20 protein-coding genes are annotated in these 20,351 nt (G+C 70.5%); 11 read left to right on the forward strand and 9 right to left on the reverse strand.

What is annotated here, in order from left to right:
• The first annotated feature begins 56 nt into the window (after positions 1-56).
• The 5 genes from NMN56_RS18945 (at position 57) to hutH (ending at position 6,027) form a co-directional block, all read left to right on the forward strand.
• Positions 57-917 (forward strand): biotin--[acetyl-CoA-carboxylase] ligase, encoded by an 861-nt coding sequence (locus tag NMN56_RS18945; RefSeq protein ID WP_274041052.1) that lies wholly within the window; start codon positions 57-59, stop codon positions 915-917.
• Positions 918-1,069: 152 nt separating this feature from the next.
• Positions 1,070-2,260 (forward strand): adenylate/guanylate cyclase domain-containing protein, encoded by a 1,191-nt coding sequence (locus tag NMN56_RS18950; protein ID WP_274041050.1) that lies wholly within the window; start codon positions 1,070-1,072, stop codon positions 2,258-2,260.
• A 68-nt stretch (positions 2,261-2,328) separates the two neighbouring features.
• Positions 2,329-3,135: an enoyl-CoA hydratase/isomerase family protein gene (locus tag NMN56_RS18955; protein ID WP_274041049.1), complete on the forward strand. Its 807-nt coding sequence runs from the start codon at positions 2,329-2,331 to the stop codon at positions 3,133-3,135.
• A 98-nt stretch (positions 3,136-3,233) separates the two neighbouring features.
• Entirely contained in the window at positions 3,234-4,430 is a 1,197-nt protein-coding gene (locus NMN56_RS18960) for a GGDEF domain-containing protein (protein WP_274041090.1), read from the forward strand.
• A 43-nt stretch (positions 4,431-4,473) separates the two neighbouring features.
• Positions 4,474-6,027, forward strand: coding sequence for a histidine ammonia-lyase (gene hutH, locus NMN56_RS18965; protein ID WP_274041048.1), 1,554 nt, complete (start codon positions 4,474-4,476; stop codon positions 6,025-6,027).
• A gap of 40 nt (positions 6,028-6,067) precedes the next feature.
• On the opposite strand, the gene NMN56_RS18970 is transcribed toward hutH, so the two are convergent.
• Positions 6,068-6,397 carry an LPXTG cell wall anchor domain-containing protein gene (locus NMN56_RS18970; RefSeq protein ID WP_274041047.1) on the reverse strand — a complete coding sequence of 110 codons (330 nt, stop codon included), beginning with the start codon at positions 6,395-6,397 and terminating at the stop codon, positions 6,068-6,070.
• Positions 6,398-6,704: 307 nt separating this feature from the next.
• Here NMN56_RS18970 and NMN56_RS18975 point away from each other — a divergent pair, with 307 nt between their 5' ends.
• Positions 6,705-7,952: a L,D-transpeptidase gene (locus NMN56_RS18975; protein WP_274041046.1), complete on the forward strand. Its 1,248-nt coding sequence runs from the start codon at positions 6,705-6,707 to the stop codon at positions 7,950-7,952.
• Positions 7,953-8,252: 300 nt separating this feature from the next.
• On the opposite strand, the gene NMN56_RS18980 is transcribed toward NMN56_RS18975, so the two are convergent.
• Positions 8,253-8,693: an acyl-CoA thioesterase gene (locus NMN56_RS18980; protein WP_274041045.1), complete on the reverse strand. Its 441-nt coding sequence runs from the start codon at positions 8,691-8,693 to the stop codon at positions 8,253-8,255.
• Positions 8,694-8,921: 228 nt separating this feature from the next.
• Here NMN56_RS18980 and NMN56_RS18985 point away from each other — a divergent pair, with 228 nt between their 5' ends.
• Positions 8,922-10,628: a hypothetical protein gene (locus NMN56_RS18985; protein WP_274041044.1), complete on the forward strand. Its 1,707-nt coding sequence runs from the start codon at positions 8,922-8,924 to the stop codon at positions 10,626-10,628.
• Here NMN56_RS18985 and NMN56_RS18990 read toward each other — a convergent pair.
• Positions 10,606-11,523 (reverse strand): cyclase family protein, encoded by a 918-nt coding sequence (locus NMN56_RS18990; RefSeq protein WP_274041043.1) that lies wholly within the window; start codon positions 11,521-11,523, stop codon positions 10,606-10,608. The two genes, NMN56_RS18985 and NMN56_RS18990, sit on opposite strands and share 23 nt — an antisense overlap.
• A 206-nt stretch (positions 11,524-11,729) precedes the next feature.
• Here NMN56_RS18990 and NMN56_RS18995 point away from each other — a divergent pair, with 206 nt between their 5' ends.
• On the forward strand, positions 11,730-12,359 hold the full coding sequence (locus NMN56_RS18995) for a TetR/AcrR family transcriptional regulator (RefSeq protein ID WP_274041042.1): 630 nt from the start codon (positions 11,730-11,732) through the stop codon (positions 12,357-12,359).
• 126 nt (positions 12,360-12,485) lie between these two features.
• Here NMN56_RS18995 and NMN56_RS19000 read toward each other — a convergent pair whose 3' ends face one another.
• Complete coding sequence (locus tag NMN56_RS19000; protein WP_274041041.1) at positions 12,486-13,643, reverse strand: glutathione-independent formaldehyde dehydrogenase; 1,158 nt, start codon at positions 13,641-13,643, stop codon at positions 12,486-12,488.
• A 330-nt stretch (positions 13,644-13,973) separates the two neighbouring features.
• On the opposite strand from NMN56_RS19000, the gene NMN56_RS19005 reads away from it, so the two are divergent.
• Positions 13,974-14,828: a hypothetical protein gene (locus NMN56_RS19005; protein ID WP_274041040.1), complete on the forward strand. Its 855-nt coding sequence runs from the start codon at positions 13,974-13,976 to the stop codon at positions 14,826-14,828.
• A 499-nt stretch (positions 14,829-15,327) separates the two neighbouring features.
• On the opposite strand, the gene NMN56_RS19010 is transcribed toward NMN56_RS19005, so the two are convergent.
• A complete protein-coding gene (locus NMN56_RS19010) occupies positions 15,328-15,726 on the reverse strand; it encodes an ATP-binding protein (RefSeq protein ID WP_274041039.1) in 399 nt (132 codons plus the stop codon).
• Between the two features lie 849 nt (positions 15,727-16,575).
• On the opposite strand from NMN56_RS19010, the gene NMN56_RS19015 reads away from it, so the two are divergent.
• Positions 16,576-17,049, forward strand: coding sequence for a hypothetical protein (locus NMN56_RS19015; protein ID WP_274041037.1), 474 nt, complete (start codon positions 16,576-16,578; stop codon positions 17,047-17,049).
• 8 nt (positions 17,050-17,057) lie between these two features.
• Here NMN56_RS19015 and NMN56_RS19020 read toward each other — a convergent pair whose 3' ends face one another.
• The 4 genes from NMN56_RS19020 to mca form a co-directional block, all read right to left on the reverse strand.
• Positions 17,058-17,279: a hypothetical protein gene (locus NMN56_RS19020; RefSeq protein WP_274041036.1), complete on the reverse strand. Its 222-nt coding sequence runs from the start codon at positions 17,277-17,279 to the stop codon at positions 17,058-17,060.
• A gap of 130 nt (positions 17,280-17,409) precedes the next feature.
• The gene (msrA, locus tag NMN56_RS19025; protein ID WP_274041035.1) at positions 17,410-18,078 is read right to left on the reverse strand and encodes a peptide-methionine (S)-S-oxide reductase MsrA; all 669 of its coding nucleotides are present in this window, start codon (positions 18,076-18,078) and stop codon (positions 17,410-17,412) included.
• A 36-nt stretch (positions 18,079-18,114) separates the two neighbouring features.
• Complete coding sequence (locus NMN56_RS19030) at positions 18,115-18,354, reverse strand: hypothetical protein (RefSeq protein ID WP_274041034.1); 240 nt, start codon at positions 18,352-18,354, stop codon at positions 18,115-18,117.
• Between the two features lie 4 nt (positions 18,355-18,358).
• A complete protein-coding gene (mca, locus tag NMN56_RS19035) occupies positions 18,359-19,237 on the reverse strand; it encodes a mycothiol conjugate amidase Mca (RefSeq protein WP_274041033.1) in 879 nt (292 codons plus the stop codon).
• Positions 19,238-19,375: 138 nt separating this feature from the next.
• Between mca and NMN56_RS19040 the strand changes: the two genes are divergently transcribed.
• Positions 19,376-19,807: a DUF4307 domain-containing protein gene (locus NMN56_RS19040; RefSeq protein ID WP_274041032.1), complete on the forward strand. Its 432-nt coding sequence runs from the start codon at positions 19,376-19,378 to the stop codon at positions 19,805-19,807.
• Positions 19,808-20,351 lie beyond the last annotated feature (544 nt).

A 20,351-nucleotide genomic window follows, 5' to 3' on the forward strand; every position in this document is an offset into this window, starting at 1 on the left:
TCTCTGGGTGGGTTGGGGGTGTCTCTTGCTGGGGGTGGGGGGCCTAGCCTGGCGGGATGGGGTCTGATGAAGGTCGTGGTCGTTGGTCGGATCTGGAGCGTCCGCCGCTGAACGCGGGGGCGCTCAGGAAGGCGTTGGTGCGGGAGGACTCGTTGTGGGCCGGGTTGGAGGTGGTGGAGTCGATCGGGTCCACCAATAGCGAGCTGGCCGACAGGGCGCGTGAGGGTGTCGCGGAGGCCGGGAGTGTGCTGGTCGCGGAGGAGCAGACGGCGGGGAAGGGGCGGCTGGACAGGGTGTGGACGGCGCCGCCGCGTTCGGGGCTGTTCTTCTCGGTGCTGTTGCGGCCGGAGCCGCCGGTGTCCAGGTGGGGGTGGTTGCCCCTGCTCGCGGGGGTGGCGGTCGCGGGGGCTCTCGCGCGGGCTGCGGGTGTGGATATGGGGTTGAAGTGGCCGAATGACGTGCTGACGGTCACGGGGGGTGAGGAGCGCAAGGTCGGTGGGCTGCTCGCGGAGCGCGTGGGGGAGGACATGGTCGTGCTGGGCATCGGCTTGAACGTCACGCTCCGCACGGAGGAGCTTCCTGTTCCCACGGCGGGCTCGCTCGCGCTGGCGGGGGCGCAGGGGGTCGACAGGGACCCGTTGCTGCGCGCGGTGCTGCGTGGGCTTGAGGACTGGTACGGGCGCTGGACCGCTTCGGACGGTGACCCGACGGGGAGCACCCTGCTGGAGGCGTACGCGGCCGGTTGCGTGACCCTCGGCAGGACCGTACGGGTGGAGCTGCCCGGCGGTGACGAGCTGGTCGGGGAGGCCGTCGCCGTGGACGGTGACGGGCGCCTCGTGGTCGCTTCGGAACAGGGCGTACAGCAGCCGGTAGCGGCCGGTGACATCGTGCATCTGCGGCCCGCGACCGGAGAGTGAGCTAGCGCACAACTGCCGTAGGGTGGGCAATCGGCGGTGACATGCGGTGCCACCAGGGGCCGCCGAGCAGCGCCGGGCACGACTGAGCAAGAGGAACGGAAGGGCTGTGCGCAGGGACGACGCTTCGCCGCGAGGAGTGCAGGGAGCGGGCAGTGGCCGTGGATGAACCGGGCACTCCCCCGCGTGCGGCGGCGTCCGCCGCGCCGGGAGACGGCGAGGACGACGGCGGAGCGCGGAGCGGTGCCTCCCCTGAGCCGCCCGATCCCGACGGCTTCGAAGGGCATCACGGCTTCGACGGGTTCGCCGACCCGCAGCCGGTCTCCGACGACGAGACCGATCCCAGCGCGCTGCGTATCGAGGAGCTGATCCTCGGCTCGGAGCGGCAGTACACCCCCTTTCAGGCGGCACGCGCCGCCGGCGTCTCGATGGAACTGGCCTCCCGGTTCTGGCGGGCCATGGGCTTCGCCGACGTGGGGCAGGCGCGGGCGCTCACCGAGGCGGACGTGCTGGCGCTGCGCCGCCTCGCGGGTCTTGTGGAGGCGGGGCTGCTCAGCGAGACGATGGCGGTGCAGGTGGCACGGTCGACGGGGCAGACGACGGCGCGGCTGGCCGACTGGCAGATCGACTCCTTCCTGGAGGGCCTGACCGAGCCTCCCGAGCCGGGCATGACCCGTAATGAAGTCACCTATCCGCTGGTGCAGTTGCTCCTGCCTGAGCTGGAGGAGTTCCTCGTCTACGTGTGGCGCAGGCAGCTCGCCGCAGCCACGGGGCGTGTGGTCCAGGCGCAGGACGACGAGGAGACGGTCGATCGGCGTCAGGCCATCGGGTTCGCCGATCTGGTGGGGTTCACCCGGCTGACGCGGCGGCTGGAGGAGGACGAACTCGGCGAACTGGTCGAGGCGTTCGAGACCACGGCGGCCGACCTCGTGGCCGCGCACGGCGGCAGACTCATCAAGGCACTGGGTGACGAGATCCTGTACGTCGCCGAGGACGCGGGCACAGCGGCCGAGATCGGGCTGCGGCTCATCGAGACCATGGCCAACGACGAGACGATGCCCGAGCTGCGGGTCGGCATCGCCTTCGGCACGATGACGACGCGCATGGGCGACGTGTTCGGCAACACCGTGAACCTCGCGAGCCGCCTCACCTCGATAGCGCCCAAGGACACCGTCCTGGTCGACGGCGCCCTGCGTGCCGAACTCACCGCCTCGGGCGAGGCCCCCGAGTCGGAGAAGGAGAGCGAGGACCTCTCCGGCTACCGCTTCGCGCTCCAGCCCCTCTACCAACGTCCCGTCCGCGGCCTCGGCGTCGTCGAACCCTGGCTGCTGCGCCGCCGCGTCTGACGCCGCGTCGGCTTGAATTCCTTCTGTGCCGGGCGGGGCGCCGGGGGCGTCGCCGTAGGGTGAGTCGCATGGATCAGAGTGAGCGAATGTTCGGTGAGTGGGTGCGGGTCAGCAAGCACGCGGACACGCATGTGGCCGAGCTGGTGATGGACCGCAGAAACGCCATGAACGCGGTCTCGACCGGGTTCGCGGACGCGCTGGCCGAGGCGTGCGCCGCGCTGGTCGAGGACCCGGACGTACGGGCGACGGTGCTGACCTCGACGCACGAGAAGGCGTTCTGCGTCGGCGCCGACCTCAAGGAACGGAACGGCTTCAGCAACGCCGACCTGGAGGCCCAGCGACCGCACAGCCGTGCCGCGTACATGTCCGTGCTGGATCTGCCGATGCCCACCGTCGCCGCTGTGCACGGGTACGCGCTCGGCGGAGGGTACGAACTGGCCCTGTCCTGCGACCTGATCATCGCCGATCCCTCGGCCGTGGTCGGCCTGCCCGAGGTGTCCGTCGGTGTGGTGCCGGGCGGGGGCGGAACGCAGCTGCTGCCGCGCCGGGTGGGAGCCAGCCGCGCGGCCGAACTGATCTTCAGCGCACGCAAGGTCGCGGCGGCCGAGGCACGCGAGCTGGGCCTGGTAGACATGCTCGTGGGCGCCGGTGACGACCGTCAGGAGGCGCTGGCTGTGGCCGCCAGGATCGCCGCCAACTCGCCCGTCGCGCTGCGCGCCGCCAAGCGCGCGCTGCGTACCGGCTGGAGCATGGACCTGCGGGCCGGACTTGAGGTCGAGGACACGGCCTGGCGTACGGCCGCCTTCTCCGGCGACCGGGCCGAGGGGGTCGCCGCCTTCAACGAGAAGCGCGATCCCGAGTGGCCCGGCGTCTGACCAGGCCACGGCCCGCTTCGGAGCAGGTCACGCAGCCCGTAAGGCAGCCCGCCCGGCGGAAGGGAGCGAACCCTCCTAATCTTGGCCGTATGGGCCAGATGGGAGAGGACGCCGACGCGCGGCTCTGCGCCGTCGTGGGCCTCGCACAGGCCATGGCGGCGGCGCAGACCTCGGCGCCGGTGCCACGGGCCGACGCCGGCCCTCTCCCGCACCGGGACGTCGCCCACGCGGCGGCGCTCGGCGCGTGCGAGGCGATGGGCGGCACCTTCGCGGCGATCTCGTTCTGGGAGCGGGACAGGGGGCGGCTGCGGGTGCTGGTGAATGTGGGGGAGCGGGCGGCGGGCGAGGAGGAGTTCCCCGCCGACGAGGCGTATCCGGTCCATGACTTCCCCGAGATCACCGAGTTCCTGCATGAGGAGTGGGCGGGCGGCGGCAAGCCCCACGCCTGGGTGGAGACCAGCGCGGGGCCCGACCAGCCCCGGGGCCCGTATGCCTCCCCGTACCGCCACGAGCGGGTGGCGGCGCTGCGGCGGCGCGGCCGTGGCTCGTGCGTGGTCGCGCCGATCGTGCTGCACGGGCGTGCCTGGGGCGAGCTGTACGTGGCACGCGGCGTCGAGGACCCGGTCCTGGACGCGGGCGACGCGAGCTTCGCGACCGTGCTCGCCGCGATCATCGCGGCGGGCATCGCGCAGAACGAACGCCTGGAGGAGGTGCGCCGCCTCGCCTTCACCGATCCGCTGACGGGGCTGGCCAACCGGCGCGCCATCGACACCCGCCTGGACGAGGCGCTGGAACTCCACCGCGACCTGGGCACCGTCGTCAGCCTGGGCGTCTGCGACATCAACGGCCTCAAGCGGGTCAACGACGAACACGGCCACGAGGCGGGCGACCGCCTCCTCGAACGCTTCGGCAGCATCCTGTCCCTGTGCGGCGCGATGCTGCCCGGCGCGCTCGCCGGACGGCTCGGCGGCGACGAGTTCTGCCTGCTGGCCGTCGGGCCCGCGGCCGACGAGGTCGTACGGGCCGCCGACGAACTGTGCCGCAGGGCGGCCGAGTTGGAGCTGGGCGAGGGCGTCGCCTGCGGCCTCGCCTCCACGGGTGACCCGGTCGGCGACGTCCGCTCGGCCCGCCGCCTGTTCCGGCTCGCGGACGCGGCGCAGTACCGCGCGAAGGCGCTGCGCTCAGCGAAACCGGTCGTCGCGGGGCGCGACGGAGGCCCCGACGACCCCGTCGTCCACCTCGCCTCCACCCCCGCTCCGCCCCATCCACCGGAGCGGCGCCGCTTCCGCAGATAGGCGATCGTGACAGTTTGCAATTCACTCACTAGGGTTCGTGAATATGAATATGCACACTGTGGTGGTCGGCGCCTCGGATGTCAGCCCCGAGGAGGTCATCGCCGTCGCACGCGACGGCGCACGCGTCGAACTGGGCAGCGATGCCCTGGAGGCGCTCGCGGCGGCCCGTCGGTTCATCGACGACCTGGCGGCCAAGCCGGATCCGGTCTACGGCGTCTCCACCGGCTTCGGCGCACTGGCCGTCCGCCACATCGGCCCCGACCTGCGCGCCCAGCTCCAGCGCAACATCGTCCGCTCGCACGCCGCCGGAATGGGCCCGCACGTGGAGCGCGAGGTCGTACGCGCCCTGATGTTCCTGCGCCTCAAGACCCTCGCCTCCGGCCGTACGGGCGTACGCCCCGAGGTGGCCCAGCGCATGGCCGACGTGCTCAACGCGGGCATCACCCCCGTCGTGCACGAGTACGGCTCCCTCGGCTGCTCCGGCGACCTGGCGCCCCTCTCGCACTGCGCGCTCACGCTCATGGGGGAGGGCGAGGCCGAGGGGCCGGACGGGCGCCTGCGTCCCGCGGGCGAACTCCTCGCCGAGCACGGCATAGAGCCCGTCGAACTGCGCGAGAAGGAGGGCCTGGCGCTCCTCAACGGCACCGACGGCATGCTCGGCATGCTGCTCATGGCCTGTGCCGACCTCGCGCGCCTGTTCACCTCGGCCGACATCGCCGCGGCGCTCTCCCTGGAGGCGCTGCTCGGCACCGACCGGGTTCTCGCGCCCGAGCTGCAGGCGATCCGCCCGCACCCGGGTCAGGCCGCCAGCGCGGCCAACATGCTGAAGGTGCTGGCGGGTTCGGGCTTCACCGGGCACCTCCAGGATGACGCTCCCCGTGTCCAGGACGCCTACTCGGTCCGCTGCGCCCCGCAGGTCGCGGGGGCAGGGCGCGACACGCTCTCGCACGCCCTCACCGTCGCCGAACGCGAGCTGGCCGCCTCCGTCGACAACCCCGTCGTGCTGCCGGACGGCCGCGTGGAGTCCAACGGCAACTTCCACGGCGCCCCCGTCGCGTATGTGCTCGACTTCCTCGCGGTCGCCGCCGCCGACCTCGCGTCCATCGCTGAACGCCGTACGGACCGGCTGCTGGACAAGAACCGTTCGCACGGCCTGCCGCCGTTCCTGGCCCATGACGCGGGTGTGGACTCCGGTTTGATGATCGCGCAGTACACGCAGGCGGCCCTGGTCAGCGAGATGAAGCGGCTCGCGGTCCCGGCCTCCGTCGACTCGATCCCGTCCTCGGCGATGCAGGAGGATCACGTCTCGATGGGCTGGTCGGCCGCGCGCAAGCTGCGTACCGCTGTCGACGCGCTCGCCCGCGTCGTCGCCGTGGAGCTGTACGCCGCGACGCGCGCCGTCGAACTGCGTGCGGGAACCGCCGGCCTCACCCCGGGCCCCGCGGCGCGCGCCGTCGTCGCCGGGCTGCGGGAAGCGGGAGCCGAGGGGCCGGGCGCTGACCGTTTCCTGGCGCCCGATCTCGCCGCCGCCGAGGAATTCGTGCGCTCGGGCGCGCTGGTCGAGGCCGCTCAGTCGGCGACGGGGCCGCTGGCGTAGCGCGGGTGCCGGTTCGGTGCGGGGCGCGGCGCTGTGCCGCTCAGGTCTGTGTGCGCGGCTGCGTGCGCGCCCTGCGCTGTCCCTGCACCAGGACGGCGCCGCCGATGCCGACGAAGCCGAGGCCGCCCACCACGAAGGGCGTCGAGTCGAAGGAGCCGGTCTCGGCGAGCTGGGCGTGTGTACCGCGCTCGGCCGCGTTCTCGTGCTGCGAAACCCCCGGCGCCGACGTGCCTGTTCCGCCGGGGTCCTCCTCCGGGTCCGCATGGGCGGAGGGGACGAACCACAAGGCGAACAGCAGGCCGCCTGCCGCGGCTGCTGTGGCCAGCGGGCGTCGGTGAGCTGAGAGTGTGGAGAGTCCGGCTCCGGACACGAAAAGCCCCTCCTGGGTGCGTTTGGCCCCCCGTACGGCGGTGAACTTGCAGTACGCAGGCTGATGTTACTGAGTAGACGGGCATAGGGGGAAGCCGTGGTTCCGGTCTGGTGGGGACCGGGTTCGCGGCGAGGTGATGAGTGTGACCGATCAGAATGAGTGTCCTACCCCACAGTTTTACCGAATGTGGAACCGGTCATAGTCGCCTTTGCGTTCTCTTGCGTAGGGCTGGGGTGCGCATGTCCGTTTTCGGGCGCTGTGTGTGCGTACGCAGCAAAACCGGGGAGACATGGGGTTCCGAAGGCAAATGGAGAAGTCAGTGATGACGGTGGGGAAGCACCGTAGGGGCCTCGCGGCCACGGCCGTACTGCTCGGCGGTGTGCTGACGCTGAGCGGCTGCGGCATGTTCGGCGGCGACGACGGGGGCGATGAGGGGTCCGCGAAGTCCGACATATCCGGCAAGAAGGATAGTTCGGATGCGCGAATAAAGATCCACGCCAAGGACGGCTCCAACAACGCGAGCATCAACACCGGCGGCAACGTCACCGTCAGCAAGGGCAAGCTCACCAGCGTGAGCATGAAGGCGGCGCAGAGCGGCAAGCCCGTCGAGGGTGAACTCGCCGCCGACGGCAAGAGCTGGAAGCCCAAGGAACAGCTCGAACGCGCCACGAAGTACGAGATCACGGCGAAGGCCAAGGACGGCGAGGGCCGCAAGGCCGTCGAGAACTCCATGTTCACCACCGTCTCGCCCGACAAGAGCTTCATCGGCACCTATGCCGGTGAGGACGGTGCGACCGTCGGCGTGGGCATGCCGGTCTCCATCACGTTCGACAAGCAGATCGCGAACAAGAAGGCCGTCCAGTCCGCGATCAAGGTCAAGTCGACCGGCGGCCAGGAGGTCGTCGGCCACTGGTTCGGCGCCGACCGCCTCGACTTCCGCCCGCAGGAATACTGGAAGCCCAACACCAAGGTCACCGTCGACCTCGACCTCGACGGCGTGGACGGCGGCAACGGCAACACCGGTGTCCAGGACAAGGAAGTCACCTTCAACATCGGCCGCTCGCAGGTCAGCACCGTCGATGTGAAGAACGCGCGGATGAAGGTCGAGCGCGACGGCAAGACGCTCAAGGACATCCCGATCTCCGCCGGCAGCGCCTCCAACCCCACGTACAACGGCAAGATGGTGATCTCCGAGAAGCACAAGGAGACCCGCATGGACGGGAACACCGTCGGGTTCGGCCGTAAGGGCGCCGAGGGCTACGACATCCCCGACGTTCCGCACGCCATGCGCCTGTCCACCTCAGGCACCTTCATCCACGGCAACTACTGGGGCGCGCCCTTCGGTTCAGGCAACACCAGCCATGGCTGTGTCGGCCTGAAGGACAACCAGGGTGCGGGCAGCACCTCGACGGACGGCGGCTGGTTCTACGAGAACTCGCTCGTCGGCGACATCGTCGAGGTCAAGGGCTCGCCCGACAAGACGGTCCAGCCCGACAACGGCCTCAACGGCTGGAACATGGACTGGTCCGAGTGGAAGGCCGGCTCGGCGATCTGAGCCGCCCCACCGCCTCGCGGCGTTCCGCCCGCTCACCCGGGAGCGGGCGGTCCGCACAACGGTACGGCTGAACGGCCCCTCCGCGTACGTACGCGGAGGGGCCGCCGCGTTTTCCGTGCCGTGCCGTTTCCTGGGCGGGTGTCTTTCCCGGACCGGCGCCTTTCCCGGGCTGGTGTCTTTCCCGGGCTGGTGTCTTTCCTGGACCGGTGCCTTTTCTGGACCGGTTCCTTGCGGGACGGGCGCCTTTGCGGGCGGGTGTCTTCGCTGTGCCGACGCCTTCCGCGTGCGTGCGTGCCGCTGTCAGGGCAGGCCGAGCACCGAGGGGTCGTCCACCAGCTCCGTGAACGCCTTGCGCGGGTCCTGCACCAGGCGCCGCCTGGACAGGTCCATCAGCCCGCCCGTGGAGACCAGTTCGGCGGAGAGCGTGCCGTCCGTCTTGCGGATGGACTGGCGCAGCCGGAACGTCTTGCCGTCCGACCATTCGAAGGCGCAGCTCACGGTGACCTCGTCGCCTGCGCGCAGCTCGCGCAGATAGCGGATCGTCTGCTCCAGCACCACAGGGCCCACCCCCTTGGCGACCATGCCGGACTGCTCGATCCCCGCAGCCGCGAGGATCGACCACCGCGCGTGCTCCGCGTACTGGAGGTACACGCTCTGGTTCACGTGCCCCTGCGTGTCCGTCTCGTATCCCCGCACCGTCACCGGCACGGTGAACGGTTCCGGGTCCTGCGCTGCTGCCACGGTGCTCCTTCGCTCGTCGCTCACGGCAGGCATCCAAGCATGTGCCGGTGACAGCGTCGGTCCACGGGGCGGCGGACGCCGGCCCGCGGACCGGCGTTCCCGGCCGCGATGCCCTTGCGGACATGGCCGAAACTGGTCGGTGCCAAACGCTGCGTGCAGCGCACGTGGTGGGCGCCGGCGGGTGCTGCCTCCCCGGCGGAACGGACGGGGGGGTGCAGGATGCCCCTCATGTCTGGTATGTCGCTTTACGGTGTGCAGCAGGCCGGGCTGCGACCGGCCCCGGGGCCCAGCGGAGTGCGGGCCTTGCGCGCCGTGCGGGGGGACCGGGACCACCTCTGGCTGATCGCTGTGTGCGCGCTGTTCGGGGCGCTCTCGCTCGCGCTCGTACCACCGTGGCTGCCGCTCGGCTGGGACGAGATCGTCTACGCCAGCCGCTTCGCGCCGTACGGCCCGGAGACACCGTTCAGCGCGCCGCGCACGCGCGGGGTGCCGGTGCTGATCGCGCCCGTCGCCGCGGTCAGCGACTCGGTCGTCCTGCTGCGCTGCTACCTGGCGGCGCTCGCCTCCTGCGCGCTCTACCTCGGCTACCGGCCCTGGCTGCGCTCGCGTCGCCCGGCGCGTGCGGCCGGGTGCGGCGCTCTCGCGCCGGGCGGGGGAAGCGTGCCCGGCGGGGGAGGGGGTGTCCTGCCGGGCGGGCGAGCGACCGCGGCTCCGGCCGCGGCCCTGTACGCGAGCGTGTGGTTCGCGCTCTTCTACGCCGGGTCAGCGATGCCCAACCACTATGTGGCCATGGGCTGCGCCGCCGCCGTCGGCTGCTTTCTGCGGATCGCCCTGGCGGAGGCGGACCGTCCGGTGCTGCGGCCGGCCGCGGTCCTCGCCGCCGCGCTCGCCTGCGCCACGCTGATGCGGCCCCACGACACGCTGTGGCCCGCCCTCGTACTGGCGCTCGCCACGCTGTGCCCGCGCGGATGGCCGGGGCCATGGTGTGCGCGGCGCCGGGGCGCCGCCGCTGTGGCCGTGGCCGCCGGGCCGGTGCTCGGCCTGGTGCCGTGGGTGGTCGAGTCGGCGCTGCGGTTCGGCGGGGTGGCGGAGCGGCTGCGGCTGGCGAGCGCGGTCCAGGGCGGCATACGGCCTGCTTTCTCGCTGCCCGAACACGCGGCGGCGCTGGACGGCCCGCTGCTGTGCAGGCCGTGCGGCGCAGCGCCCGTGGACGCGGTGTCCGTGGCCTGGTGGCTGCTGATTCCGCCCCTGGTCGCGCTCGGGGTGCGCGCCGCGCGGGCACGGGAACGTACCGCGCTCGCGGTGCTGCCGCTGCTGGCCGCCGTGGCGGTCGCCGCGCCGTACCTGTTCCTTCTGGACTACGCGGCCCCGCGCTTCCTGCTGCCCGCCTACGCGCTGCTGGCACCCGTGGCGGCGCTGGGCGTGAGCACCCTCGTACGGGACGCGCCACGCGCCCGGCTCAGGTGGCTCGTTCCCGTGTCCTTCGCCCTCGCTTCGGCCCATCTCGGCGTCCAGCTCCACCAGTTGACCATCCACGCACGGGTGCAGGCCGGGGCACGCGGGGACTGGCACCGCATGCACGGCTTCCTGGCGGCGCACGGCGTCCGGCCCCCCTGCGTGCTCGACGGCGACGGTTCCGTCGTCCCCGTGGCCCATACCGCCGGCTGCCGCCCCCGCGCACATCCGGGCCGTGACGCCGCCGCCACGGCCTCGGCGGCAGCGGCGGGCGGAACGGCCGCCGCCACGGGAACCCCGGACGCGCTGGTGCTGCACGGGCGTACGCTCCCCGCCTGGGCGAGGGCGGCCGGCTGGCGCGCTTACCCCGTAACCGGCGCCTACGACCCGCGCTGGCACGTCGCACTCCCGCCGGACCGGGACCGGGACGGGGAGGAGCAGGGCGGCGCGGGGCGGTTCAGCGGATCGCGACCGGGCTGACGGGGGAGCCGGTTCCGCCGGTGACGCGGAGGGCGGTGGCGGTGAGGAAGAAGTCCCAGGTCCCGTCGGCGCGGCAGGCGGCGGCGAGCTCCTCCAGGTTCCACATCTCGCCGAGCATCATGCCCATGTCCCTGATCAGGACGGCGTGCAGGGGCACGAGGCCGTCGCCCGCCGGCAGGACCTCGACTCCCCAGTTGTCCGCCGCCACCATCGCCAGTTCGCGCTCATGTATCCACCCGGCACACTCGGGCGCGAGGCCGGGCTCGTCCTCCAGCCACCCGTCCCAGCCCTGCGTGAGCCCCTTGCGCATCCAGCCGGTGCGTACGAGCAAGGCGTCGCCCGTCGTGAGCCGGGTTCCTGTGGCCTCCTCGGCGCGTTCCAGGTCGGCAACGGTGAGGGCGCGGCCGGCCGGCAGCCACTCACCGCCGTCGAGTCCGGCGAGATCGAGGAGGACCCCGCGTCCGGTGAAGCCGGGCAGCGTCGCGTCGATGGAGTTGCGCACGGCTCCGCGTGCCGGGGTGACGGCGTCCACCGGGACGCCGTTGTAGAAGGCGCCGTCGTATCCGACGTGCGTGAGGCCGTCGAGCTGGGTGCCCGACTGCAGCGGCATGGTGATGAAGTCGTCGCTGATGACGACTCCCTCAGGGGCCGTGAAGTCGTGCGGGGTGACGGTCATGGTGTGTACGGGGTTGATCCGCTTCATCCAGCCGGTCTGCGGCCCGGTCGAGCCGACCGGGATGCTCAGCTCGTACCGCCGCCCCGTCCGGATGGCGCCGACGGCCTGCTTCACCGTGTCCGGTGTGACGAAGTTGAGGGTGCCCTTCTCGTCCTCGTCGCCCCAACGCCCCCAGTTGGACAGCTCTTTGCCGGTCTTCTTGAACGCGTACTCCGTCATCTCATGCCTCTCTCGTGCCAGGAGCTCCTCCCGCGACGGACGCCGGGGCGCCAAGGGGGCCGGGGTGCGGGGTGCGGGGGAGGAGCAGCCTGTTTCGCCGCACTGACCGCACCTCTGAAGGTGCACTCATTGCACTCCTGTGGGAGAGGGTACGCTGAGGGTGCAATGAGTGCAATATTCGGGAGTACCGCAGGCGGGACGGAACAGTGAGCGACGCACCACGGCAGCGGCAGCAGGAGATGAGCCGGCGCGAGTCCAGGAAGCAGGCGACCACTGCCCGGCTACGGGACTCGGCGACCAAACTGGCCGGCCGCCACGGGCCCGACCAGGTCACCATCGACGCCATCTGCTCCGACGCCGGAGTCTCCCGGCGTACGTTCTTCAACCACTTCGCCACCAAGGACGAGGTGTTCCTCGCCTGGGAGGAGTCGGACGACGCCTACATCGCCGGACTCATCGTGGCCAGGCCACCCGGCGAAAGCGCCGTACGCGCGGCGCTGTGGGCCATGATGACGACCGCCTTCACGCCCGAGCCGGGCAGCCGCACCGCCGTCGTCCGCGAGGTCATGGCGCGCAACCCCGATGTGGCGGCGCAGGCCACCCAGCTCACCCGCAAGGTCGTGCACGCCGTCGAGCAGGGCATCGCCGAACGCCTCGGCCTGGCCGTCGACTCCCACACCGTGCGGCTCGGCGCCGCCACGGCCGTCGCCGCGCTCGCCGTCACGATGCGCTCGGCGGACGCCGACGACGCGCGGCGGCGCGAGCGGTTGCTTGAGGAGACCTGTCGCGTCCTGGACCAGGGCTTTCTCACCGTCCAGCCCGCCGAGGCCGACTGACCACGGCACCGAGGGAGGGCACGGCCACCCCTCTGGCCCCCGCCCCTACCAGGGACCAGGCCAACCGCCCACCGGCCCGCCCCGGTGCTCACTCGGCCGCCCACCGCGCCCGGGCCCCGGGGGCTGTCAGCCGCTCTCCTCGGGATGCAGGAGGACCTTCGTCCAGCCGGGCTCGCGGTCGTCGAAGTGGCGGTAGCCCTGGGGTGCCTGCTCCAGGGGGAGTTCGTGCGAGACGATCCATGAGGGCGCGGCCCTGCCCTGCTCGATGAGCCCGCAGAGGAGGCGGTTGTACGCCTTGACGTTGCACTGGCCGGTGCCCATCGTCTGCCCCTTGAACCAGTGCAGCCCGAAATCGAAGGCCACCTCCCCTTCTCCTTCCCGGTAGAGCCGGTCAGGGCTGTGCGGGTCCTGCGGGAGGAAGATGCCCACGACGCCGATGCCGCCGGTGAACCGTACGGAGTGCACCAGGTTGTTGAGGGTGAGATTGGGGTGCTCGTCGCCCTGTGGGTCGTGCGCCTGGTAGCCCACGCACTCACAACCCCGGTCGGCGCCCGCGCCGTTGGTGAGCTGGTTGACCTGGTCGATCGGCGAACCCAGCGTGTCGTCGATCGGGATGGCGCCGATCTCCTCGGCCAGCGCGAGCCGGTCAGGGTGCCGGTCGACGACCATGACCTGTGCGGCGCTCTTGAGCTGCGCGGAGAGCGCCGCCATGAGGCCGACGGGGCCCGCACCGTAGATCACGATGCTCTCGCCCGGCTGGAGCCCGGCCAGCTCCGTCGCGTGCCAGCCGGTCGGGAAGATGTCGGAGAGCATCACGTAGTCGCTCTGCCGCTCCTGCGCCTCCTCGGGCAGCACCAGGCAATTGTGGTCGCCATAGGGCACGTTCAGCAGCTCGGCCTGGCCGCCGCTGTGGCTGCCCATGCCGGCGAAACCGTAGGCGGCGCCCGCCGTCAGCGGATCGGAGTTGGTGGTGAGGCAGTAGGCGGTCTTGCCCGCCTCGCAGTTGCGGCAGAAGCCGCAGGAGATGTTGAACGGGAGGCACACCATGTCGCCAACCCGCACCTTGTCGACGCCCTCACCGATCGCGACGACCTCGCCCATGTTCTCGTGACCCAGGATCCGCCCGGACTCCATGCCGGCCCTGCCCTCGTACATGTGCAGGTCGGAACCGCAGATGTTGGTGGTGGTGACGCTGACCAGGACATCGGTGGGCCGCTCGATCCGGGCATCAGGAACGTTCTTGACGCTGACGCTCCGCGCACCCTCGTACACAAGAGCCTTCATGTGCGCTCACTCTTTCGTTCACTACGGGAACGGTGTGCACGTCGGCGGTGATCGGCACGCCACTGTCCGGCCGCGCTCGTGCCGGTGATGTCCGTATGCGCCTGCGCGCGTCCGCGGTGTGCGCCTGTGCGGTGCGCGCAGGCGCACGTGCGTACCGCGCCGAACCGTCGGCGTCTTCGTTACGAGGCAACCGCTGAACGGATTGCCCAATATGTCCACCCTCCCACCGGGCCGCGCCATGTCAAACGCGCGCCTGACGGGATCCGTCAGCGAGGCGGGGCGCGGGCCCCGACGCTCAGGTCGGTGCGGGCCTCCGGCAGGCTGGGACGCATGAGTGCGTTCATGCCGTGGCTGGACCGCGCGTCGCGGGCGTTCTGGCGTATCAACGGGCGCCCCGTCGATCTGGCGGGTGCGCACCGGTGGTTGGCGGCTCCCACGCATGACGCCCGGACCGTCGGTGACGGATGGCTGCGCGCGGCTGCGGAGGCGCACGGCGGAACGGTCCGTGAGCAGGACGGTGGAGGCTTGCTGGCCGACATGTCGCAGCTCGACGGCCCTGACTTCAAGGCATCCGCACTGCGCCCCGAGGTCCGCGACTTCTACGAGCACACCTCCCACTGGCGCCTGGAGGTGTGGACCCGGTGGAGCCCTCTGTTCCGGCCAGGTGGCGAGCTCGTCTCGCGGTACTTCGGACGCCGGGTGCAACAGCTCGCGCTGCCGACGCGCCCCCTCGATGTCGCCCACGGCATGGACAGCAGAGTGTCCACGATCGTCGGCACCGACGGTGAGCAACTGGCCGCTGCCTGGATACGGAAGCTGCGGTCCACCGGCGAGTACGTCTACAGCGGCTGCTACTCGGCCCGGGTACTGCCCCGCTCCCACCAGCCGAGCGTCCACGTGGCCTTTCCCCTCGAAGCCGGCAACGTCCAGGTGTTCCTGCGCCCGCGCGTCTCGTCGACGGGCGCCCTGGAACTGAGCTCGCCCGCCGGTGCCTTCGGGGACAACGGCGCGTACGTGGTCGTGCAGCACCGGGGCCGCGCACACGCCGCCCGGGTGCCGCTCCACGAGACGTTCCGCGTCTACACCGACAGCGAGGGCACGCTGCGCACGGACCACGCACTCCGCCTGTGGTCCGCCACCGCCCTCCGCCTCCACTACAAGCTGACCCCGGCGACGGACACCTGAGCACGCGGCCCTCCCGGACCGCCCGCCGCCCCGTAACACGACGAAGCGCCCTGCCACGGGTGTGGGCAGGGCGCAGTCACGGCGCCCGGGCCTACGAGGGTGCAGCCATGTGACCCATGACGAACTTCACGGGTCGTCGGCGCTCCGCGAAGGCGAAGGATCACGACGCCCCCGCGCGACGGATGACGCTCCCTGTGGGTCGCCAGCACCTCCACACGACGGCCGTCCACACTCACCACGTCACCACGTCACCACGTCACCGCGCCGCACACGCGTGACCGGCTTCTGTCGGCCCTCACCCTTCACAGAAGGCAAGCCCCTTCATCTGCCGTGTTCGGACGGCCTCCCGGTAACGAGAGGGGGCCCCAGCAGCCGGGAGACCATCCACCGCACCGGAGCCGTTGCTGCGTTCCGTGCGGTCTCGGGAACGGCCATCCTGGTCCCCAACCGCTGCCAGGGGGCCCGGCTGCCTTGGCCGCTCCTGAGCTTGCGTAGCTGCTCACCCATTCTCCCCGTCCTCCAGACCGAACCGGCAGAACACGCTCTTGCCGCCGACCTCGCGGGGCGTCCACCAGACCGCGTCGGCAAGGCACTGGATGAGATGCAGCCCACGGCCGCTGTCCTGGAGCACTCCTTCCGAGGACAGGTCGGTGAGTACGTACTCGACGGGATCGCCCACTGGCAGCGTGCGAGGGGCGGAGTCCTCGTCGGCCACCTCGATGAACAGCCAATTCGGCCAGGCCCTGAACGCCACGGTGATGCGCCGCACGCTGCCGAACGCGGCTGAACTCCCGTCCGGAGTCGCGTGCAGTACGGCGTTGCCGACCAGTTCCGAGACGCACAACGTCGCGTCTTCCACGAGAAGCGGCCGGCCCCAGTCGTTCATGGTGGGGTTCACGTGCACACTCGGGTTCACGGAACGGAAGGGGGGTTCGCACGTGACCCTCTCAACGCCCCGCCATGCGTGGGACGATGAGCCTCCGCAATCAACCCGCCCAATGGCAGGGGCGATCGTGAGGAGAGAGCCGAACGAACGGCTGGCCTCACTCATGGCCGAGGCCATCAGCGAGAAGCCAGGTCGCCGGATCACCCAGGCCGACCTCGGATTCTTCGTGTTCGCCGACAGCGCACCCAGGTCAGGCACGGTCTACGCGGACTCCCTCCCCCTCAACATTCTGGACGGCCTCACCGCTCAAGCCCGAGGACGGTGCCTCAGCCGACCTCCTGCCGGAAGGAGAGGTCAACTGCGCTGTCCTCTCCTGGTGGCAACGTCCTGTGCCGTCGACTCTATGGTATCTAGATCTCCGCACTTGACTTGAATTCGCACCAGCTTGCCGGACAATTTATCGATTCCTCTGTGGGGGCCTGGACAATGAGATCAGTTCCGGTTCCGTAGTCGTCGTTCTGGTTCACTGTGATAATGGCACTCCTGCTTCGAGGAAGGGTTTCCGCGCCAGGGCTTCATCTATTTCACCAATTAGGCGCTGACGTTCAATGTTCGGTCCATCTCCTTGGTTCACTCATATCTCCGATTTCCTGAAGGAGCCGGTAGTCGGCAGGGGGCTCCCACGTACTATTTGATTGCGTGAGCCAGATGATTCCATGGTTCGGAAGAGTTGTGGAGCGGCTGATATCTCCTCAAGTGTTAGTGGAGGGCGACCCATGTTGGGCAGGGCTGTCAGCTGTCCACCGCTGACGGGCTATAGAGTTCGGCAGCTGACCGACGGCAGCTTTAGACTTCTGCGGTATGGAGTGGTTATCGCCCATCAGCACGGCACTTGGGGCAGGTATCGGTGTCGGTGCGACGCTGCTTGCCGACAGGCTCCGGTGGCGACGGGAGCGCGAGGACCGGGCACTGGAGACGCGGCAACAGCTCTACGCGGAGTACTCGGCCGCCCTCTCGCGGATCAGGACAGCACTCAACGAGGCCGCGAACGACCCCGGTTTGTCGGAGGGCGAGCGGCGAGTCAGGGTGCGCGAGCTCTTCCTAGCGCCTGGCGCGTATGAGCTGCGGCACCAACTTGCGATTCTCGCGCCCCAGGAAGTGATTGGCGCTTCCAGCGCGGCGTTCAAGCTGCTGCGCGACACCCGCGACCGCATCGCGGAGGGCGCCGATGCCGCGAGCGCGGAGTACGCGGAGCTGGAGGACGCCTACGACGTCGCGATCGCTGAGCTACGGCGCGTGATGCGCAAGGACCTCGGGGTGAGGGAAGAGGCGTAGCTGGCCGCTCACTGCTCCAGCACGAGGGCGTCCGGCGCTGGCCACGCGGTGATCGGGAAGTCCGACGCCGAGTAGACCTCAAGGCAGGAGAGGTACCCGTCGTGGACCAGCAGGAGCACGCCTGCTGCGGTGAGTTGGCCCGGGACCGGGAACGAGGCGGACGACACTAGTCCGTCCTCCACCTGAGCCGGAGGCGTGGCCGAGCGGTCGGCCGCGAGGTCTACCGTCACGCACCCGCACCCGCAGCGTCGGACTACGTGGGTACGGGAGAGCTGTCGCAGAAGCTCCTCCCGGCCCGGCGTGCCGGGTGGGAGGAGCGCTGCGACGACGGCTGCCGCGTCGCCGGAGAGGAGCGCCGGCTCAGTCACCCGCAGGCGCGATGCCCACCGGGCAGCTGACGCCCGTGCCGCCGATGCCGCAGTAGCCGCCGGGGTTCTTGTCGAGGTACTGCTGGTGGTAGCCCTCGGCGGGGTAGAACGGGCGGGTGGCGTCGGCGGGGAGGATCTCGGTGGTGATGTCGCCGTGGCCGGAGGACTTCAGGACCTGCTGGTAGGCGTCCCGGGACGCCTCGGCCGTCGCGGCCTGCGCGGGGGAGTGCGTGTAGATCGCCGAACGGTACTGCGTACCGCGGTCGTTGCCCTGGCGGAAGCCCTGGGTCGGGTCGTGGCCCTCCCAGAAGCGCTTCAGCAGGGACTCGTACGAGATCTTCGCCGGGTCGAAGACCACGCGCACGGCCTCGGTGTGCCCCGTCATGCCGGAGCAGACCTCTTCATAGGACGGGTTCGGGGTGGAGCCGCCCTGGTAGCCGGCGAGGGTCGTCCAGACGCCCTCCGTCTGCCAGAAGACGCGCTCGGCTCCCCAGAAGCAGCCCATGCCGAAGTCGGCGATCTCCAGGCCCTCGGGGTACGGGCCGAGCAGGGGGTTTCCGAGGACCGTATGGCGCTCGGGCACCGTGTACGCGGGCTCCGGGCGGCCCGCCAGGGCCTCCTCGGGGGTGGGGAGCTGGTTCTTTGACCGGCCGAACAGCATGGGTGCTCCTGTTCGAGGGAGGGTGGCGGCGAGCCGTCAGCTCGTCGCCTTGGGTTCGGTCACGGCGGCCGGGGCCGCCGCCTCGGCGGGCTTCTCCTCGAAGTCCACCCGCTTCATGTGCTTGTTCATGGACTTCATCAGCATCCACACGGCGACACCGATCACCGCGAACACGATGAAGCCGAGGACACCGGGAGTGACCTTGTTCTTGTCCAGCTCCTCCGCGAGGGGAAGGAGCTGGGCTGCCGCCGAATGTGCCGTCTGCGTCGCACTCATGGCATCAATTCTCCCGGATGCCCGCGAAGAGGTCGTCCTCGGGGAGGGAGGTGTCCACGAGCGACTTCGCCAGCTCGTACTCCTCCGTCGGCCAGGTGTCCTTCTGGATCTCCATCGGGACCCGGAACCAGCCGCCGTCGGGGTCGATCTGCGTCGCGTGCGCGATCAGCGCCTTGTCACGGATCTCGAAGTACTCGCCGCACGGAACGTACGTGGTCAGCTCGCGCTCCTTGATCCCCATCTTGTCCCAGCGCTCCAGCCACTCCGTGTACGGGGAGTCCAGGCCGCGGTCGAGCATGGCCTGGTGCATGGCCTCGGTCCGCTTCCGGTTGAAGCCCTGGTTGTAGTAGACCTTCTGCGGCTGCCACACGGGCCCGAAGTCTTCCTCGGGGTACTTCCCGGTGTCCGAGGCGCCGTCGAAGGCGACCATCGTGACCTTGTGGGTCATGATGTGGTCCGGATGCGGATACCCACCGTTCTCGTCGTAGGTCGTGATGACCTGCGGACGGAACTCGCGGATCAGCTTCACCAGCGCACCCGCCGCCTCGTCCACGTCCTGGAGTGCGAAGCACCCGTCCGGGAGCGGCGGCAGCGGGTCGCCCTCGGGCAGGCCCGAGTCGACAAAGCCCAGCCACGCCTGCTTGACGCCCAGGATCTCCCTGGCCTCGTCCATCTCCTTCTTGCGCACCTCGTGGATGTGCTCCTCGACGTACGTGTCGCCCTGGAGCTTCGGGTTGAGGATGGAGCCGCGCTCTCCGCCGGTGCACGTCGCGACCAGCACGTCCACCCCCTCGTCGACGTACCTCGCCATGGTCGCCGCGCCCTTGCTCGACTCGTCGTCGGGGTGCGCGTGCACGGCCATCAGTCGCAGTTGCTCAGTCAAGACTCAATCCTCGTAAGGTCAAAGCGGCCCCGCCTCAGCCCGGCCTCGGGGGCTTCGCGGGCGGCTTCTATAGTGACCGAATCAGCACCGCGATGTATTCCCGGTATTCCCCGCTCGCGCCTTTGAGAGGTACGGACCATGGTTGACCTGCGCCAAGAGGTCCCCGAGGGGCGTTACGGGCGGAGGAAGGGCGCGGCGGACGGCCGGGCCACGGCGGATGACGCGCGCTCGGACCGCCGCCTGAAGATCACCGGCGGGGTGCTGGGCGTCCTGATGCTGGCGCTCATCGCCTGGATCGGCGGCAGCTACATCTCGAACCAGGATGTCAGCGGTGAGCTGATCAAGTTCAAGGTCGTCTCGAAGAGCGCCGTAGAGGTCCACCTGGAGGTCCGCAAGGACGCCGGTGTCCCCGGCGTCTGCACCCTGCGCGCGCGTGCGGAGGACGGCAGCGAGGTCGGCCGCAAGGACGTCCCCATCGCCGCCGCCAAGGCGCGCGTCGACGAGATCTTCACCATGCAGACGACGGGCCTCCCGACCAGCGCCGAGCTGGTCGGCTGCCAGGAGAAGTAGCCAGCACGCCGGCACGCCGGGGCGCTGGCACGCCGGGGTGCGGGCCCACGCGGCGGAAGCAGCCGTGGGAGGGCGCGGCCTCGCGCGGCTTCGCTCCGTTACGGCGCTTCGGTGGGGGTCTGCCCTCCCGGAGACCTGCCACCGGAGGTCCGCCCTCCCGGAGACCTCCCCCTGCTCCCTGGAGACCTGCCCCGGAGACCTGCCCCGGAGGTCGGCCCCCGGAGATCGGCCTCTACAGGTCGGCCCCCGGAGACGCGTACGGAGGCTGGCCCTCCGGGGGCCGACCCGCCGAAGTCGCCCCGCGAAGTCGCCGGCCGGGTTGCTGAGGGTGACGCGCGCCACACCTGCTCCGGGCCTCCGGGCCCTCCCGAGTCGGTCGGCGGCAGATGCGCGTCCGGTCGGCCGGGCATTGCGGCAGCAACGGGAGGTGTCGGACACGGCTCCGTCCGGGCCGCACGATCTTCACCTTTTCCTGGCAGACGGCGCTTCCGTTTCTCTTGTAGCTTCGGCATCAACTTGCAGATGTTCACTGGCAAACGGGGGA

This window comes from Streptomyces iconiensis (assembly GCF_028657195.3).
Taxonomy (GTDB): Bacteria; Actinomycetota; Actinomycetes; order Streptomycetales; family Streptomycetaceae; genus Streptomyces; species Streptomyces iconiensis.